This is a genomic window from Actinosynnema sp. NPDC002837 (assembly GCF_040295345.1).
Taxonomy (GTDB): Bacteria; Actinomycetota; Actinomycetes; order Mycobacteriales; family Pseudonocardiaceae; genus Actinosynnema.
Genome location: NZ_JBEOVG010000005.1, coordinates 128,582 through 144,782 on the forward strand (window position 1 = coordinate 128,582; position 16,201 = coordinate 144,782).

The window sequence follows — 16,201 nt, forward strand, 5'->3', positions numbered from 1 at the left end:
TCAGAGGAACTGCTCAGGCAGTCCGCCGGGGCGTCGATGGCCGGGCTCCGCGGAACTCCACGTGCGACCGCCGCCCGGGCCCAGCCTGCTTCGCCGTGCTCTCCGCTCGGCCGCCAAGTCCCGGAACACCGAGTTGACGGTCGACACCACGGCCAGACCCACGAGGAACGTGAAGGCGATCGACGTGACGCGGTCGTCGTCGTAATCGGCCCGCGTCGGGTCGCGCGGGTGGTAGCGGATGGCCACGAGGTCCCCGGGACGGCGGGCTTCGCCTTCCTTCGGGAGCGTGGCGGTGACCGACCGGCCATCGGCGGTCGTGAACCGCACCACCGGGCGCCACTGGGGATGCGTCGCCTTGCTGTGCTCGACGGGCACCACCTCGGCGTCGACCGAGACCGTCGTCAGCTCCGTCGCGACGTAGACGACGCCGAGGACGAGACCGCCCAACGCGGCGATCACCTTCAAGGCTGTGTTCACCTTCACGCCCCCCGCGGTCGGCTCCCGACCTCAGGCTAGCCGGCGTGACGTGGTGCGATCAGCGTTTCCGCGCGAGACCTCGCCCTAGCCTTCCAACGCCGGTTCGTCGCGCCGGGCGAGGTGGCAGACGGAGGCCAGTCTCAGCGTCAGCCAGTCCGCGTTCGCCCAGTCCACGATCGCCGGCGGCTCCCAGCCCTGCGCCTTCGCCTCGTCGAGCACGCCCTTGGCGTACCCGGCCAGCAGCACCGCGCCGGCCACCGCCGCCGCCGGCACGCCGAACGCGAGGATGTCGCGCACCGCCGCACCGTGCTGGTCGATCGCCGCCAGCACCCCCGGCGCCAGGACGCCAGGCGCCAGCACCGCCGCAATTCCGAGTTCGTCGCTCAACCGGTCCAAGAACCGGCGAGCGGGGAAGTCCCTCCAACCGCTCACAAGGCCGACACCCTACGCTGTGCGGGGCAATCGACCCACCATCGAACACGTGTTCTATGATCACGCCGGGTCGAGCCGGATGCGCAGAGAGGACGACGAGAACGTGCAGGCGGACACGCTCGTGGAGCAGGAAGAGACGGTGGACGCCGAGGCGCCCGCCGCACCCGTGCAGCAGGAGGTCGCACCCGTGGCACAGGCAGAGCAGCCCGAACAGCCCGCGGAGGCCAAGCCCGCGGCGAAGCGGCCCAAGTCGACGGCCAAGAAGACCCGCACGGTCGAGCTGACGCTGACCGTCACCGGGACCGCCGACGGCGAGTGGCAGGCAGACCTGGTGCACGGCACCAAGCGGGTCGTGCAGGGCCTGACGATCTCGGCCGCGGCGGTGTCGCGGGCGGCCAAGGAGCTGCACGACGACATCGCGGGCGGTATCGACGAGGTCATCGAGGCGGCCCGCGCCCAGCACCGCACGCGGATGGAGGAGCTGGAGGCCGAGCTCGCGAAGGTCAAGGCCGCGTTGGCCGAACTGAGCGACTGACCTGCCCGGGACGGGTGCCGCCGCCCGAGCGTGAGCGACGGCACCCCACCTTTCGGCCGATCATCGCGCGGTCGACGTCAGCCGGCGTCTATTTGGTAGACGAGCTGGTAGCGGTCACTGCTCATGGTGATGTAGTTGACCTCGACCGCGCGGTCGCCCGCGAAGGCCACCCGGATCACCTGGATCACGGGGAAGCCGAACGGGACCCGCAGGAGTTCCGCTTCACGAGGCTGCGGTGAGCGTGCCGACACCACCTCGGTGAAGTGGGTCAGCTCGAAGCCCAACTCCTCCAGCCGCGCGTAGGTCCCGCCCGGCCCGGTGTCGACCTCTTCGACCCGGGTGCCACCGGCGATGTCGGCAGGCAGGTACGACACGGCGAGCTGCACCGCTTCGCCATCGGCACGCATGACGCGGTCACGCACCACCACCTCGTGCTCCCGCCCCGCGTCCAGCCCGAGGTGGGAGCGGACGTCTTCGCTCGCGTGCTCCCGGCGGATCTTCACCGTGACCGCGGGCTGCCACCCACCGGCCGCCGCATCGGACATGAACGTTCCGCGCCCCTCGGTCCGCTCGGCCTTGCTCAGGCGGTTGCGGGCAAGCCGGACGATCGGCTTCCGCTCCGAGACGAACCACCCCTTGCCGGCCACGCTCAGCACCAGCCCTTCGGCCCGGAGCTGGTCCATCGCGTTCTGGACGGTTTGCCGGGCGACCCCGAAGCGGTTCATCAGGACGCTTCCCGACGGCAGCCGTTCGCCTGGTTTGTAGACGCCCTGGTGGATCTCCCGCCGGAGTTCCTCGGCGATCTCCACCCACGGCTTCATCTGCACCATCACTCCATCGTAGAACCTATCTAGACAGCTCCGGACCCTTTGAGTAGCTTCAACATCGTCAATCTATCTAGATAGCCTAGATAGGGCCGGGCCGAAGCAAGAGGAGAGTTGTCCACAGATGGTGAAGCAGCAGGCCAAGTCGGATGCGACCGAGCACTCGGTCTACCTCAGGGTCTCCGGTGAGGCGGTGTTCGACGAGTCGATCACCGCCGACGGCGACTACGAAGTCAGCTTCGACCGCGCCGCGACCGTCGCGCTGAGCCCCGACGCGGCCGAGAAGCTCCACTCGATGCTCGGCAAGCGGATCCCGGAGCTGCGCGGGAGCGCCACGACCGAATCCGCCTAGGCCGAGCCGAGCCGAACCTCAGCGTGACGGGTCGAGGACCAGTTTTCCGGTGGTGCGGCGGGCGCGCAGGTCCTCATGCGCCCGGCGCACCTCGGACAGGCCGTACTCGCCGCCCGGCACGGCGCGCAGGTCGCCCGCCAGGACCAGGTCGAACAGCTCGGCCATGGCGCGGTGGACGACGCGGCCCGGGAGCTTGAACGCGTGCGGCAGCCACATGCCGGCGACGGTGGTCGAGTGGACCAGCAGCTTGCCCGGGGCGATGGGGGTCGGCTGCTCCCGGCTGGCCATCCCGTAGAACGCGAGCCGCCCGAACGGCGCCAGCGCGGCGATGCTCTGGTCGGTCACGGCGCCGCCGGTCATGTCCAGCACGACGTCGACCCGCCGCCCGCCGTTGGCCTCGCGCAGCGCATCGGTCATGTCCGCCGCGGTGGAGTCGACCGCGACGTCCGCGCCCAGGTCCAGCGCGAGCTTGCGCTTGTCCTCGGTGCTCGCGGTGGCGATGACGCGTCCCGCGCCCCACTTCTTCGCCAGCTGCACGGCCAGCGACCCGACCCCGCCGGCGGCGGCGTGCACGACGACGCTCTCCCCCGGCTCGAGGTGCGCGCTGCGTCGCAGCAGGAGCCAGGCCGTCGCCCCCTGCACGACCATGCTCAACGCGGTCAGGTCGTCCACCCCGTCCGGCACGTCGAACGCGGTCGCCTCGGGCACCACGGCCTTCTGCGCGTACCCGCCGAAGTTGGTGAGGCCGACCACGCGCCGGTCGCCCGCCGTGCCGACGACCTCGCCGCCGGGCACCAGCGGCAGCTCCATCTTCGACAGGTAGGAGTTCTCGGCCTGGTGGGTGTCGGCGTAGTTGAGGCCCGCGCGGCTGACGTCGACGAGCAGTTCGCCCTCGCCCGCCACGGGGTCGGGCAGCTCGACCTCGGTGAGGACCTCGGGTCCGCCGAACTCGGTGATCTGGATGGCGCGCACGGTGCTCAGTTCTCCTTGGCGATCGGGTCGTGGTCGAGCCGCACGCGTTCACCGGTGGCGGTGCGCGGGCCCGGCGGGTTGGGGAAGGTGAAGGGCGCGCTGGGACGTCCGGCCTGCACGAACCAGCATTCACCTGGTTTGCCGTCGCGCAACACGGAGACGAACGCGTCGACCACGTCGTCCACGCTCATGACCGGCATCCCCGCGGACTCCAAGGCGGACTTGAAGCCGGTGATGATGGCCGTGTCGGCGAACGACGGGCACACCGCGTTGACGGTGATGCCGTCGGCGGCGACGACCGGCGCCAAGCCGCGCACCAGGCCGACGACGGCGGCCTTGTTCGCGCCGTAGAGGGGGTCCATGGGCATGGCCATCAGGCCCGCCATGCTGGCGGTGGCGACGATGCGCCCGCCGCCCCGCTTCTTCAGCTCGGGCAACGCCGCGTGCACGCCGAACACCACACCGTCGAGGTTGATGCCCATGACCGCGCGGTACCGCTCGGCGTCGAAGTCCTCACCCAGGCCGAAGCCGGTGGCGATGCCCGCGTTGAGCACGGCGATGTCGAGCCCGCCGAACCGCTCCACGGCCGTCGCGACCGCCGCCTCGCTGTGCCGGGGGTCGCGCACGTCGCAGTGCGCGAACACGCCGCCGATCTCGTCGGCCACGGCCTGGCCCCGCGCGTCGTCCACGTCCGCGACGACGACGGACGCGCCGGCGGCGGCCAGTCGGCGTGCCACCCCCGCGCCGATGCCGTTCGCGGCACCGGTGACCAGTGCGACCTTGCCCGAGAACTCCACCGCGCCTCCTCTGGCTGGCATTCCGACCAGTCGGTATGGTTCTCCTGACACGCTCTGGCGTCAAGGCGACGTCGCCGGTAGGTTACTAAGCGGTTGCTTAGGCCCGCAGATCAAGGAGGACTGACCGTGGCCGAGACGGACGCACGGGTGGCCATCGTCACCGGTGCCGCACGCGGCATCGGCGCCGCCGTAGCCACGCGGCTCGCGCAGGACGGCATGGCCGTCGCGCTCCTCGACCTCGACGAGGACAGCTGCGCGGAAGCCGTGGAGAAGATCAAGGCCTCCGGCGGGACCGCGATCGCGGTGGGCGTCGACGTCAGCGACAGCGCGGCGGTGGACGCGGCCGTGCAGCGGGTGGCCGACGAGCTCGGCGCGCCGACCGTGCTGGTCAACAACGCGGGCATCCTGCGGGACAACCTGCTGTTCAAGATGACCGACGACGACTGGGACGCGGTGATCAACGTCCACCTGCGCGGCACGTTCCTGATGAGCCGGGCGGTGCAGAAGTTCCAGACGGCGGCGCAGTGGGGCCGGATCGTCAACCTGTCCAGCACGTCGGCGCTGGGCAACCGGGGCCAGGCGAACTACTCGGCCGCCAAGGCGGGCCTGCAGGGGTTCACCAAGACGCTCGCGATCGAGCTGGGCAAGTTCAACGTGACGGTGAACGCGATCGCGCCGGGGTTCATCGCGACCGACATGACCGCCGCGACGGCGGCCCGGGTCGGCGTCGACTTCGAGGACTTCAAGAAGGGCGCGGCCGCGGCGATCCCGGTGCAGCGCGTCGGCACGCCCGAGGACATCGCGCACACGGCGTCGTTCCTGGTCAGCGAGGGCGCCGGGTTCGTGTCCGGTCAGGTCATCTACGTCGCCGGCGGACCGAAGGACTGACCATGCGGGTATTCGCTGACCTGGAGGAATTCGCGGCCGCCAAGGGCGAGCACCTCGGCCACGGCGAGTGGCACGAGATCACGCAGTCGGAGATCAACCTGTTCGCCGACGCCACCGGCGACCACCAGTGGATCCACGTGGACCTGGAGAAGGCCGCCGCGGGGCCGTTCGGCGCGCCGGTCGCGCACGGCTACCTGACGTTGTCCCTGATCCCGTTGCTCGTGCGGGACATCTACACGGTGCAGGGGCTGGCCATGGGCGTGAACTACGGGTTGAACAAGGTGCGCTTCCCGAGCCCGGTGACCGTCGGGTCGCGGGTGCGGGCCGGGGCCGAGCTGGCGGAGATCACCGACGCGGCGCAGGGCAAGCAGGCGGTGGTGAAGGTGACCGTCGAGATCGAGGGCAACCCGAAGCCCGGCTGCGTGGCGGAGACCGTGGTCCTGCTGGTGCCGGCCGCCTGAACCGACGGGCACGGCACTCGTCCGGGTGCCGTGCCCGGTCACGGTGACGGCGGGCCCACTTCCAGGTCGCCGCTGTAGGTGTCCTTGATGTGCACCCGCACCTTCCGCTCCCTGCCGTCGTCCATGAACGTGCAGCTGAACGTGACGCCTTCCTTGATGGCGATGTGGCCGGGGCAGGGCGCCGAGCTGTCGTCACCGCTCCACCCCGTGATGCCGGAGTCGGGGTGCTGGTCGCGGAGCTGGTCGAACACCTTGGCGGACAGCTCCATCCGGTCGAACGTCCGCATTTGCTCCAGCTGCACGGTCGCGGTGCCGGAGAGCACGGCGACCGTCAGGACCAGGGCGCACACCGCGGTCACCACGGCCGACAGTGCCAAGGTGACGCGCAAGTAGATCGGCATGCGAAGTATGTAACCGATGAGGCGCCACGCCGGCGGCGTATTGGCCGAGATGTGGCACAACGGTGCTGTGGCGACGGTGACGCCGACCGGCCCGCGGCGGCGAGGTGGAGTTCGACGACGGCGCCCGGCAGGCGTTCGCCGAGGCCCCGGCCGGCAGCACGCCCGGGCGGCCGCGGGGTCTGACGGCTCAGGCCCGCGCCTCGCGGGCGACGCGTTCCAGCTTCGCGTGGTAGGTCTCCCAGTCCACCGACGGCAGGTTGTCGCTGCCCGCGCGCAGACCGGCCGTGCCGTCGACCAGCTCGCGGACGATGTCGGCGTGGCCCGCGTGCCGGTTGGTCTCGGCGATCACGTGGATCAGGACGAGGTGGAGGGTGACCGCACCGCGGTCACCCGGCCACCACGGCACGGCGCCCGGCGAGTCCAGGTCCAGCGCCTCGATCGTCCCGTCCGCGTGCGCGCAGGCACGGCGGTAGAGGGAGACGACGTCCTCACGGGACTCCTCGGCCGTCGCCCACATGTCCACGTTGGGCTCGTCCTCGAAGTCCGCCCACGGCAGCGGCTCGGGGAACGGGCGGCCGAACGTGTCGCCGAAGTAGCCGACCTCGATCCCCGCCAGGTGCTTGACCAGGCCCAACAGGTTCGTCCCGGTCGGCGTCAGCGGACGGCGCGCGTCGTAGGGCGACAGGCCCTCCAGCTTCCACAGCACCGCTTCACGCGCGGACCTCAGGTAGCGGTGCAGGTCGGACTTCACGAAGAACCCTCCGAAACGGGACGCAAGGACGCGAGCAGCAGGTCCGCGAAGTGCCGGCCGACCTGCTTGGCCGACATCGGCCCGTCCGCGCTGTACCACTGGCCGAGGTGGTGGACGGTGCCGAAGAAGTAGTGCACGGTCAGGTCCGCGGGCACGTCCGTGCGGAACACGCCGGCGGCCTGCCCCTCCTCCACCAGCGACCGGAACCGCTCGTGGTAGCGCCGCCGTTCCGCCCGCATCTCGCGCCGCTTGTCCTCGGCCAGGTGGTCGGCCGAGCGGAAGTACACCCGCGCCTGGTCGAAGTTGTCCACCGACGTGACCACGACGTCGACCGCCGCCGCGTGCAGCCGCTCGGCCACCGGCGCGGACCCGGACGCGAAGTGGTCCAGCCGCTCGGTCTGCATCCGCAGCAGGCTGCCGTAGATCTCGTGCAGCAGGTCGTCCTTGGACCCGAAGTAGTGGTACATGGCGCCCTTGGTGACGCCCGCCAGGTCCACGATGTCCTGCACCGCGACCCGGTCGAAGCCCTTGGCGGCGAACAACCGCGTCGCGGCGTCGATCAACCGCTCCGGTACCGATGCCATGGGCCAAGCATCGCACGCCCCGTCACTGGAACATCGCGATCGGCAGGATGACCAGCTCCCGGGTGTCCTCGTTCCACGACTGCACCTTGCCCAGGCAATGGGCGTTGAAGGTCCCTTGGGGCACCGAGTCACCCAGCAGCCAGCGGTCGCCGCACTCCAGCCGCACCTGTGGACCGTCCTCGGCCGGTTCGCCGACCGGAGCGAGGAACACCGTCGTGCCGTTGCTCTGGGACGTCATCCGGCACACGCCCTCCACCCACACGTACCGGGTGACCCGCCGCAGCCTGAGCGGACCGGTCGCCATCTCCCACGAGGCCATCAGCCGCTCGAGGGCCGTGTTCCGCAGCACGGTGCGCTCGTCCAGGTTCACGTACACGATGTCGTCCCTGTTCTCCAGGCCCTTGACCATGTCGCCGACCAGGTCGACCGGCTCGAAGACCTCCTGGACGACCCTGGTCTGCCCTCTTCTGGAGGAGAACTGGCCGATCTCGCCCAGTCCCGGAACGGCTATCTTGCCGTCCTTGGTGAGCTCGGCCGTCGACGTGACGTCGGCGGGGAACCGCGGGATGTCGATCATCGCGATGATGCGCGACACCATCTCCCCGTCGACGTAGACGGGAGGGCCCGGTGTCGGTGACAGAGCGGACTTGCGCGCCGCGCGCCAGGCGAGCACCGCCACCCCGACCGCCACGACGAGCGCCAGGACGGTCACGATCCACACGAGCAGCCACGGCCACCACACCGACCACCACAGTTCCCTACCGACAGCCACGGATCTCCTTCACCGCCTCCAGCAGCGACCCGGTGGTGGCGTCCACCACCCGCCCGCCGGTCGCGCGCGCCACCCGATCCAGTTCCACCGGGTCGGCCTCGCCGAACCGGATCGCGTACGTGCGCGCGGGCGGGTCCGGCCACTTGCCCAGGAACTCGTCCGCGCTCATCCCCGCGTTGTTCTCGCCGTCGGTCATCAACACCACCGTGCCGTCGCCGACGATCCGGTAGGCGTGGTCGAGCGCCGACCAGATCGCGGTGCCGTCGTCGGCCAACTCGGCCGACGCCAACGCGCCGGCCAGCACTTCGAGGTCCGCGGCCTGTCGCACCACGATGCTGCGCTCCTCCATCACGGTTCCCGCGAACCGCACGAGCACGACCGTCTCCCCCACCCGGAACCGGTCGAACCCGCCCGCACGGCCGAGCGTCGCGAACGCCTCTCGCAGGCCGGCGATCCGCAGGCCCGCCATGGACGTCGAGTGGTCGAGCACGAACACCACCCGGCCCTGCTCGCCGGCCCGGTCGTAGGCGGCCAGCAGGCTGTTCAAGACCTCCTGCGTGCCGGGGAAGTACAGCGCGGTGCCGATGGGCTCGCGCAACTCCTCGGTCCGCTGGACCTGGGGGTCCACGGGCCGGCGCGAGGTCCGCTCCATGATGGCCCGCTGCGCGGACGGCGAGCGCAGCCACTCGACGGCCCGGTCGTACGCGGCCCGCTTGTCCGGCTTGAGCAGCATCAACGGGTAGTCGGACAGGACGATGCCGTCCTTCGGGTACACGACCTCCAACGGCTCGCGGAGCCGCCCGGACGCGTTCAGCGACAACACGGTCGACTCGTACGCGACCACGGCGTCCACGTCGTCCTGCCGCCGCACGTACTCGTCACCGACCTCGGCCGCGCCGGACGCGCCGAACGCCTGGCCGGTGAGGAAGCCCTGGAGCTTGTCGCAGGTGACGTCCTCGGGCCGCAGCGCCGCACCGGTGCCCGCGGCGGCCGTCGCCACGCCGATCAACGCCGCCATCCCGCTGCCGGACACCCGCGGGTCGGCCATGCCGAAGCGCAGCTCCCCCGCCGCCGCACGGCTCGCCACGTCGGCCCACGAGGCGCCGCGCAACGCCCCCGCCTTGCCCGCCTTCACGCCCAGCACGAGCGGCGAGAGCATCGTGGGGGTGGACAGCGGCAGGTCCACGCCCTTCAGCGCCAGGTACCGGTTCGTGGACAGCCACGCCAGGTCGTGGTCCGCGCCGCCCGCCGCCAGCTCCTCGGCGGCCCGGATGGTGCCCCTGCGGTCGAGCTTCAGCTCCACCCCGGTGTCCCGGCGCAGGTCGGCCAGCAGCGGCTCCAGGTCCGCCAGCTCGGAACTGGCCAGCACGGTCAGCGCGGCCGGTTCGGGCGTGCCGGTGGTGCAGCCGCCGAGGACCGCCGCGGCCACCAGGAGCAGGACCGGCAACCTCATATCGGCACCCGGATCTCCGGGCAGTCGCCGACCTCCCTGATCATGGCCTCCAGGTTGTCCGGCCTGGGCAGCAGGCCTTCGGTGCTGCTCAGGGCGGGCTCCGGCAGACCGCGTTCCCTCAGCAGGTGGGGCAGGGCGGTCGGCTCCTTGTTGTCCAGCCGGAACCCCAGTTCCAGGGCACGTCGGCGCAGACCGGGGTCGTCGCGCACCAGGTCGCCGACCAGCTCCCCGGCCGGGCTGAACGCGATGAGCCGCGGCTCGGTGCGGTGGTGCGCGTCGGGGTAGAGCAGCACCCGGTCGGTGTCGGCCGCACCGGTCCGCGCCACCGCGGTGAACTGGTGCGCGATGTACTGGTGCTCGTACATGACGCCGACCGGGGCGCTGGTGCGGCCGTCGGGGTGGAAGAACGAGGTGCCGATGCCGGAGCCGTGCAGGCCCTCGATCTCGAACACCGGCTTGATCCTCTCCGCCACCTCCGGCGCACTGCGCTCGTTGGGCGGGACGGAGTTGTTGGCCGCGAACGCGACCAGCCCGAGCCAGGCCGAGCCGGAGTAGGAGTCGCACGGGTTCGGCGTCTGCGCGACGACCTGGTTGCGGTTGTCGACGCGCGGGTCCACCTGCGCCCAGGTCTTCGTCGGCGCGCCGTTCCCGGGGAGGGACAGCTCGTTGACGAAGACGTCCAGCTTGAGGGTGTAGTAGAGGCCGAGGCCCTTCTCGTCGTCCTGCTTCACCGCCGCGCCGGCGCGCACCAGGGCTTCCGCGTACTCCCTGAACGCGCCCAGCACGAGGGGGCTCGCGAACGGGTAGTAGGCCCGACCGCCGAACCGCTCGTGGATCAGCTCGGCCGAGGCCTGGCCGGACGGCATCACGAAGTCGAACTCGTGCACCCGGTCCTGCCGGTCCCTGATGAGCTGCCGCGAGCCGCCCGAGTCGGTGACCTGCACGTCGACGCCGTGGGACATCAGGATCCGGCGGACCTCGGGATCCTGGAAGTACACGATCTTGGACGCCATCATGGCGCGCACCACCGTGATGCTCCGGAACGGCAGCGCGATCGTGCCGGACGTGAGCATCGCGATCACACCGGCGAGCGCGACCGCCACCGATACGCCGAACGGCAGCAGATAGCGCTTGCGCAGGTAGATCGCCCGGGTCTTCGGCCTGCGGACGGCGAAGGCCGGCTCTGCGGTGGAACGGTTCGCGACCACGGAACTCCCCCGTGCGGACGGCGATCTCCCCTGCCTACCAGGCTAGGTCGTCGCGCCGCCGCGGTGGGTTACAAGTCGGGTGATCAGCCTCCGAGGGTCACGCCGCCGTCGACCACGAACGTCGCGCCGGTGGTGTAGCCGCCCGCCGCCGACGCCAGGAAGACGACGGCCGCGGCCAGCTCCTCCGGGTCGCCCACGCGGCCCAGCGGCAGCCGGGAGATGTGCGCTTCGAGGTAGCCCTCGGGGTACTGGTCGGTCATCTCGGAGGCGAAGTAGCCCGGCGCGAGCGCGTTGACCCGGATGCCCTTGCGGCCGGTCCACTGCTGCGCCAGGTCGCGGGTCAGGCCGAGCAGACCCGCCTTGGACGCCGAGTACGCCGCCTGCGGCAGGCCGCCGGAGACCAGGCCGAGCACGCTGGAGACGTTGACGATCGAACCGCCGTTCGCCATCACGGCCGCCGCCGCCTGCGCCATCCAGTACGCGCCGTTGAGGTTGACGTCCATGACGCCGAGGAACTGCTCGGGCGTCTCCCGGGACGCGGGCACCGCCGACGCCACGCCCGCGTTGTTCACCAGCACGTGCACCGGGCCGAACTCCGCCGCGGCACGCGCCACCTCACGGCAGTCGTCCGGCTGCGCCACGTCCGCCCGCACGACCAGCGCGCGCCGACCGGCGTCCTCCACCAGCTGGGCGGTGTCCTTGAGCCGGTCGGCCCGCCGGGCGGCGAGCACCACGTCCGCGCCCGCCTCCGCCAGGCCCTTGGCGAACGCCACCCCGAGGCCCGAGGACGCGCCGGTGACGATCGCGACCTGCCCGTCCAGCCGGAACTTGTCCAGGATTCCCATTCAGCTCAACCTCTCCAGGATGATCGCCATGCCCTGACCGCCGCCGACGCACATCGTCTCCAGCCCGAACTGCGCGTCACGGGCGCGCATCCCGTTGATCAGGGTGGTCATGATGCGGGCGCCGGTGGAGCCGAACGGGTGGCCGAGCGCGATCGCGCCGCCGTGCACGTTCAGCTTGTCCATGTCGATGCCGAGCGCGCGCTGGCTGCCCAGCACCTGCACCGCGAACGCCTCGTTGATCTCGACCAGGTCGATGTCGTCGACGGTCAGGTTCGCGTGCGCGAGCGCCTGCTTGGTGGCGTCGACGGGGCCGAGCCCCATGATCTCCGGCGAGAGGCCGGACACGCCGGTGGACACGATGCGCGCCAACGGGGTCAGGCCCAGCTCCTTGGCCCGCACGTCGCTCATCACGACCACGGCCGCCGCGCCGTCGTTGAGGGGGCAGCAGTTGCCGGGCGTGACGGTCCCTTGTGGACGGAACGACGGGTTGAGCGCCGACACCGCGTCGTAGGTGACACCTCGACGCGGACCGTCGTCGGTGTCGACGACCGTGCCGTCCGGGAGGGTGACCGGGGTGATCTCGCGGGCGAAGAAGCCGTCCGCGATGGCCTTCTCCGCCAGGTTGTGCGAGCGGACGCCGAACTCGTCCTGGTCACGACGGCTGATGCCGAGCGCGGTGGCGACGTTCTCGGCGGTCTGGCCCATCGCGATGTAGTAGTCCGGCAGCTCGCCGTCCTCGCGCGGGTCGTGCCACGGCTCGTTGGTCTCCGCGGTGCGTTGAGTGCGTTCGCGCGCGGCGTCGAAGAGCGGGTTGAAGTGCGGGTCGCCGTGCCGGTAGCGGGAGACGCACTCCACGCCGGCGCTGATGAACGCGTGGCCCTCGCCCGCCTTGATGGCGTGGAAGGCCATGCGCGCGGTCTGCACGGACGACGCGCAGAACCGGTTGACCGTGGTGCCGGGCAGGGTGTCCAGGCCGAGCTGCACGGCGATGCGGCGGGCCACGTTCTGCCCGTGCTCGTCCTGCGGCTCGGCGCACCCCAGGTGCAGGTCGGTGATCTCGGCGCGGTCCAGCTCGGGGACCTGGTCGAGCGCGGCGGCGACGATCCGCGCGGCCAGGTCGTCCGGGCGCAGGTCGACCAACGAGCCCTTGCGCGCCCGACCGATCGGGGAACGCGAGGTGGCGACGATGACAGCCTCGGGCATGGCGGTGCTCCTGTGTCTAGAGGCCGAGGTCGCGGCCGATGAGTTCCTTCATGATCTCGTTGGAGCCGGCCCAGATCCGGGTCACCCGGGCGTCCATCCAGGCGCGCGCCACGCGGTACTCGGTCATGTAGCCGTAGCCGCCGTGCAGCTGCACGCAGGCGTCGATGACGTCGTTCTGCACGTCCGCGCTCCACCACTTGGCCTTGGCCGCGTCCACGGCGGTCAGCTCGCGGCGGGTGTGCGCGTCGGTGCACTGGTCCAGGAACGCCTGCGTCACGTCGATCCTGGTGACCAGCTCGGCGAGGGTGAACTTGTTGTGCTGGAAGGAGCCGATGGCCTGGCCGAACGCCTTGCGCTCCTTGGTGTACTCGATCGTCTCGAGCAGGATCTGCTTGGCGTGGGCCAGGTTGGAGATCGCGCCGCCGAGGCGTTCCTGCGGCAGGCGTTCCATCATGTAGATGAAGCCCTGGTCGACCTCGCCGATGACGTTCTCGGCCGGGATGCGCACGTCCTCGAAGAACAGCTCGGCGGTGTCGGACTCGGGCTGGCCGACCTTGTCCAGCTTGCGGCCGCGCTCGAAGCCCTTCATGCCGGTCTCGACGGCGAACAGGGTGATGCCGCGGGCCTTCTTCTCCGGGCTGGTGCGCGCGGCGACGACGATCAGGTCGGCGGAGAAGCCGTTGGTGATGAACGTCTTGGAGCCGTTGAGGACCCAGTCGCCGCCGTCGCGCACGGCGGTGCTCTTGAGCGCGGCCAGGTCGGAGCCGCCGGAGGGCTCGGTCATGCCGATGCCGGTCGTCAGCTCGCCCGAGCAGAACCTCGGCAGCCAGCGCTGCTTCTGCTCGTCGGTGCACAGGTCGACCAGGTAGGGCGCGACGACGTCGCCGTGGATGCCCAGGCAGGACGACATGCCGGCGCTGACCTTGGACAGCTCCTCGCCCAGCACGGCGTTGAACCGGTAGTCGTTCGCGCCGCTGCCGCCGTGCTCCTCGGGGACCTCCAGGCCGAGCAGGCCCTGCTTGCCCGCTTCGAGCCACACGTCGCGGTCGATGTGGCGCTGCTCGACGAACCGCTCGTAGTTCGGGGTGAGCGTGCGGTCGCAGAACGCCCGCGCGGTCTCGCGGAACGCTTCGTGGTCGGGTTCGAACAGCGAGCGGCGCACTCTCGTTTCCTCCATACTAAGCGGTTGCTTAGGTCTAAGCGTGTGCTTAGCCTGCGGTATCGTTCGGGTTCGTGTCAAGGAGGGCCGGCTGTGACGACGACCAGTGGTGAGTTCGCGCTCCTGGATGAGACGTGGTCCTCGGTGACACCGCCGGCGGCCAGGCGGATGCTGATCGCCGCCGCGGCCGCGTTCTCGGTGCGGGGGTACCACGCGACGACGACCCGTGACATCGCGGCGCAGGCCGGCATGTCACCCGCGGCGGTCTACATCCACTACCGGTCCAAAGAGGAACTGCTGTTCCACATCTCGCGGATCGGGCACGCGACGTCGTTGTCGGTGTTGACGGGCGTGTCCGAGGTGGACCCGGTGGCGCGGCTGGCGGCGGCCGTGCGGGCGTTCGCGTCGTGGCACGCGGAGTACCACACGACGGCGCGGGTCGTGCAGTACGAGCTGAGCGCGTTGACGCCGGAGCACCTGGCCGAGGTGGTGGAGCTGCGGCGGCGGATCGAGGCGGCGGTGCGCGACATGGTCTCGGACGGCGTCCGCGCGGGCGCGTTCGACGTGCCGGACGTGCGCGGGGCGACGTTGGCGGTGCTGTCGCTGTGCATCGACGTGGCCCGCTGGTACCAGCCCGCCGGCCGCCGCACGCCGGCCGAGATCGGCGACCTCTACGCGGACCTGGTCCTGCGCATGGTGGGCGCCACCACCTGACCCGCGCGTGCCCTGCGCCCGAAGCGCGCGTCCTACGTCCCGGCACCCCGAGTTGAACGCTCAGGACGGCGAGCCGTGCGCTGAGCGTTCAACATCGGTGTTCCGACCGTAGGACACGCGGCTAGCGGACGGATTTCTTGCCGTAGAACCCTGCGACGAGGCTGACGCCGATGGCGGCGATGATCACCTGCACGATGATCTCGATCCAGTCGATGCCGGGCGTGTCCTCCACGCCGAGCGCCCGGGCGATGAACGTGCCCAGGAACGCCGCCACGATGCCGACGATGATCGTCAGCCAGATGGGGATGGCCTGCTTGCCCGGCGCGATGAGCTTGCCCAGCAAACCGATGATGAGACCCACGATCAGAGCGCTGATCACACCGCCGATGCCCACGATGCCTCCTGCGGGTTAGTCGCCTTCGAAGAAGTCCCCGACCGCGTCGAGGGCCTCATCGGTCATCATCCCCACCGCAGACGCCGTCCGCAGCGCCAGCGGCGACCGGGCGAGCCCTGCCCGCACGCCGCGGCGACGTCCGCGCGGGCCGCCCTAGTGGCCGAAACCGTGGGAAGATCGCCTCCCGGAGACCTGGTCCATCCACTGGTGCAGCAGCGCCGCCCAGTCCGTGCGGATCACCTCATCGTGCGACATGGCGAAGTGCCCGAACGAGTCGCCGCCCGCCCGGAACAGCCCACCGCGGCGGTCGGCCTCCAGCACCACGTACAGCCGGTGCGGGTCGGCGACGAAGGTCAGCTCCAGCTGGCTGATCTTGGCCAGGAACTGCCCCGGCGGCAGGAACTCGATCTCCTGGTAGAACGGCAGCTGCTGCGGCACGCCCCGGATCCGCCCCGACTCGTTGTCCGCGCGCTGGAAGCGGAACCCGAGGGCGCCGAACGCGTTCAGCACGTGCTCCTGCGAGCGCATCGGGTGCACGGCCACCGGGTCGAGGTCGCCCGGGTCGACGGCGCCGCGCACCTCCAGCTCCGTGCGCAGGCCCATCGTCATGCCGTGCAGGTGCTGCCCGTGCACGACGGTCACCGGCGTCTCCAGCGGCACCGGGAACTGGAACGGCAGCACCAGGTTCTGCCCCGGCGCGACGACGATCTGCCTGCCGACGACGACCCGCGCGAACTCGACGTTGCGGTTGTGCTCGTTGTCGCCGCTCTCCACCTCGACCCGGGTGACGAGGGACAGCTTGACCTCGTCGATCTCGGCGGGGTGGTCGCCGCCCGCGATGCGCACCTCGCCGGTCAGCGCCTCGCCCGGCCGGGTGTTCGGGTTGGCCAGCACCGTGTCCACCGACGGACCGCCGACTCCGAACGCGCGCAACATCCTCTTGAAAACCACGGTGGGTGCCTCCTGGCCTGCTCTGTGT

Annotated in this window: 21 protein-coding genes; 5 read left to right on the top strand and 16 right to left on the bottom strand. The window is 70.8% G+C overall.

All coding sequences use genetic code 11. The features are described 5' to 3' along the window. Positions 1-477 carry a DUF3592 domain-containing protein gene (locus ABTZ99_RS05800; RefSeq protein ID WP_499608487.1) on the bottom strand — a complete coding sequence of 159 codons (477 nt, stop codon included), beginning with the start codon at positions 475-477 and terminating at the stop codon, positions 1-3. 84 nt (positions 478-561) lie between these two features. Next, positions 562-909: a DUF6401 family natural product biosynthesis protein gene (locus ABTZ99_RS05805; protein ID WP_498782192.1), complete on the bottom strand. Its 348-nt coding sequence runs from the start codon at positions 907-909 to the stop codon at positions 562-564. Positions 910-958: 49 nt separating this feature from the next. Between ABTZ99_RS05805 and ABTZ99_RS05810 the strand changes: the two genes are divergently transcribed. After that, complete coding sequence (locus tag ABTZ99_RS05810; protein ID WP_498782190.1) at positions 959-1,444, top strand: DUF6319 family protein; 486 nt, start codon at positions 959-961, stop codon at positions 1,442-1,444. Between the two features lie 77 nt (positions 1,445-1,521). On the opposite strand, the gene ABTZ99_RS05815 is transcribed toward ABTZ99_RS05810, so the two are convergent. Continuing rightward, positions 1,522-2,274, bottom strand: coding sequence for a GntR family transcriptional regulator (locus ABTZ99_RS05815; protein ID WP_499608490.1), 753 nt, complete (start codon positions 2,272-2,274; stop codon positions 1,522-1,524). A gap of 118 nt (positions 2,275-2,392) precedes the next feature. On the opposite strand from ABTZ99_RS05815, the gene ABTZ99_RS05820 reads away from it, so the two are divergent. Further along, positions 2,393-2,620 (top strand): hypothetical protein, encoded by a 228-nt coding sequence (locus ABTZ99_RS05820; RefSeq protein WP_499608492.1) that lies wholly within the window; start codon positions 2,393-2,395, stop codon positions 2,618-2,620. An 18-nt stretch (positions 2,621-2,638) separates the two neighbouring features. Here ABTZ99_RS05820 and ABTZ99_RS05825 read toward each other — a convergent pair whose 3' ends face one another. Beyond that, complete coding sequence (locus tag ABTZ99_RS05825; protein ID WP_498782184.1) at positions 2,639-3,592, bottom strand: quinone oxidoreductase family protein; 954 nt, start codon at positions 3,590-3,592, stop codon at positions 2,639-2,641. 5 nt (positions 3,593-3,597) lie between these two features. After that, positions 3,598-4,389: an SDR family NAD(P)-dependent oxidoreductase gene (locus tag ABTZ99_RS05830; protein ID WP_499608494.1), complete on the bottom strand. Its 792-nt coding sequence runs from the start codon at positions 4,387-4,389 to the stop codon at positions 3,598-3,600. Between the two features lie 126 nt (positions 4,390-4,515). Between ABTZ99_RS05830 and fabG the strand changes: the two genes are divergently transcribed. After that, positions 4,516-5,277, top strand: coding sequence for a 3-oxoacyl-ACP reductase FabG (gene fabG / locus ABTZ99_RS05835; protein WP_498782180.1), 762 nt, complete (start codon positions 4,516-4,518; stop codon positions 5,275-5,277). Between the two features lie 2 nt (positions 5,278-5,279). Continuing rightward, a complete protein-coding gene (locus tag ABTZ99_RS05840) occupies positions 5,280-5,738 on the top strand; it encodes a MaoC family dehydratase (RefSeq protein WP_499608497.1) in 459 nt (152 codons plus the stop codon). Positions 5,739-5,776: 38 nt separating this feature from the next. Here the strand turns inward: ABTZ99_RS05840 and ABTZ99_RS05845 are convergent, their stop codons facing one another. The 9 genes from ABTZ99_RS05845 to ABTZ99_RS05885 form a co-directional block, all read right to left on the bottom strand. Beyond that, a complete protein-coding gene (locus tag ABTZ99_RS05845) occupies positions 5,777-6,139 on the bottom strand; it encodes a DUF4333 domain-containing protein (protein ID WP_498782176.1) in 363 nt (120 codons plus the stop codon). A 187-nt stretch (positions 6,140-6,326) separates the two neighbouring features. Further along, positions 6,327-6,890 (bottom strand): DinB family protein, encoded by a 564-nt coding sequence (locus tag ABTZ99_RS05850; RefSeq protein ID WP_498782174.1) that lies wholly within the window; start codon positions 6,888-6,890, stop codon positions 6,327-6,329. Beyond that, positions 6,887-7,474 (bottom strand): TetR/AcrR family transcriptional regulator, encoded by a 588-nt coding sequence (locus ABTZ99_RS05855; RefSeq protein WP_498782172.1) that lies wholly within the window; start codon positions 7,472-7,474, stop codon positions 6,887-6,889. Before ABTZ99_RS05855 ends, ABTZ99_RS05850 begins: the two co-directional genes overlap by 4 nt. Positions 7,475-7,496: 22 nt before the next feature. Continuing rightward, positions 7,497-8,246 carry a hypothetical protein gene (locus ABTZ99_RS05860; RefSeq protein ID WP_498782170.1) on the bottom strand — a complete coding sequence of 250 codons (750 nt, stop codon included), beginning with the start codon at positions 8,244-8,246 and terminating at the stop codon, positions 7,497-7,499. Further along, positions 8,233-9,699: a substrate-binding domain-containing protein gene (locus tag ABTZ99_RS05865; RefSeq protein WP_499608500.1), complete on the bottom strand. Its 1,467-nt coding sequence runs from the start codon at positions 9,697-9,699 to the stop codon at positions 8,233-8,235. Before ABTZ99_RS05865 ends, ABTZ99_RS05860 begins: the two co-directional genes overlap by 14 nt. Next, positions 9,696-10,907, bottom strand: coding sequence for a hypothetical protein (locus tag ABTZ99_RS05870; protein ID WP_499608502.1), 1,212 nt, complete (start codon positions 10,905-10,907; stop codon positions 9,696-9,698). The genes ABTZ99_RS05865 and ABTZ99_RS05870 overlap by 4 nt, the downstream gene beginning before the upstream one ends. An 83-nt stretch (positions 10,908-10,990) precedes the next feature. Then, a complete protein-coding gene (locus ABTZ99_RS05875) occupies positions 10,991-11,752 on the bottom strand; it encodes an SDR family NAD(P)-dependent oxidoreductase (protein ID WP_498782164.1) in 762 nt (253 codons plus the stop codon). Then, positions 11,753-12,955, bottom strand: coding sequence for an acetyl-CoA C-acetyltransferase (locus ABTZ99_RS05880; protein WP_499608506.1), 1,203 nt, complete (start codon positions 12,953-12,955; stop codon positions 11,753-11,755). It abuts the gene before it with no gap. 16 nt (positions 12,956-12,971) lie between these two features. After that, the gene (locus ABTZ99_RS05885) at positions 12,972-14,117 is read right to left on the bottom strand and encodes an acyl-CoA dehydrogenase family protein (protein ID WP_498782160.1); all 1,146 of its coding nucleotides are present in this window, start codon (positions 14,115-14,117) and stop codon (positions 12,972-12,974) included. A 165-nt stretch (positions 14,118-14,282) separates the two neighbouring features. On the opposite strand from ABTZ99_RS05885, the gene ABTZ99_RS05890 reads away from it, so the two are divergent. Continuing rightward, a complete protein-coding gene (locus tag ABTZ99_RS05890) occupies positions 14,283-14,828 on the top strand; it encodes a TetR/AcrR family transcriptional regulator (RefSeq protein ID WP_498782262.1) in 546 nt (181 codons plus the stop codon). A gap of 121 nt (positions 14,829-14,949) precedes the next feature. Here ABTZ99_RS05890 and ABTZ99_RS05895 read toward each other — a convergent pair whose 3' ends face one another. Then, positions 14,950-15,222 (bottom strand): GlsB/YeaQ/YmgE family stress response membrane protein, encoded by a 273-nt coding sequence (locus tag ABTZ99_RS05895; RefSeq protein WP_053718253.1) that lies wholly within the window; start codon positions 15,220-15,222, stop codon positions 14,950-14,952. A gap of 153 nt (positions 15,223-15,375) precedes the next feature. After that, the gene (locus ABTZ99_RS05900) at positions 15,376-16,173 is read right to left on the bottom strand and encodes a sporulation protein (RefSeq protein WP_498782158.1); all 798 of its coding nucleotides are present in this window, start codon (positions 16,171-16,173) and stop codon (positions 15,376-15,378) included. Positions 16,174-16,201 lie beyond the last annotated feature (28 nt).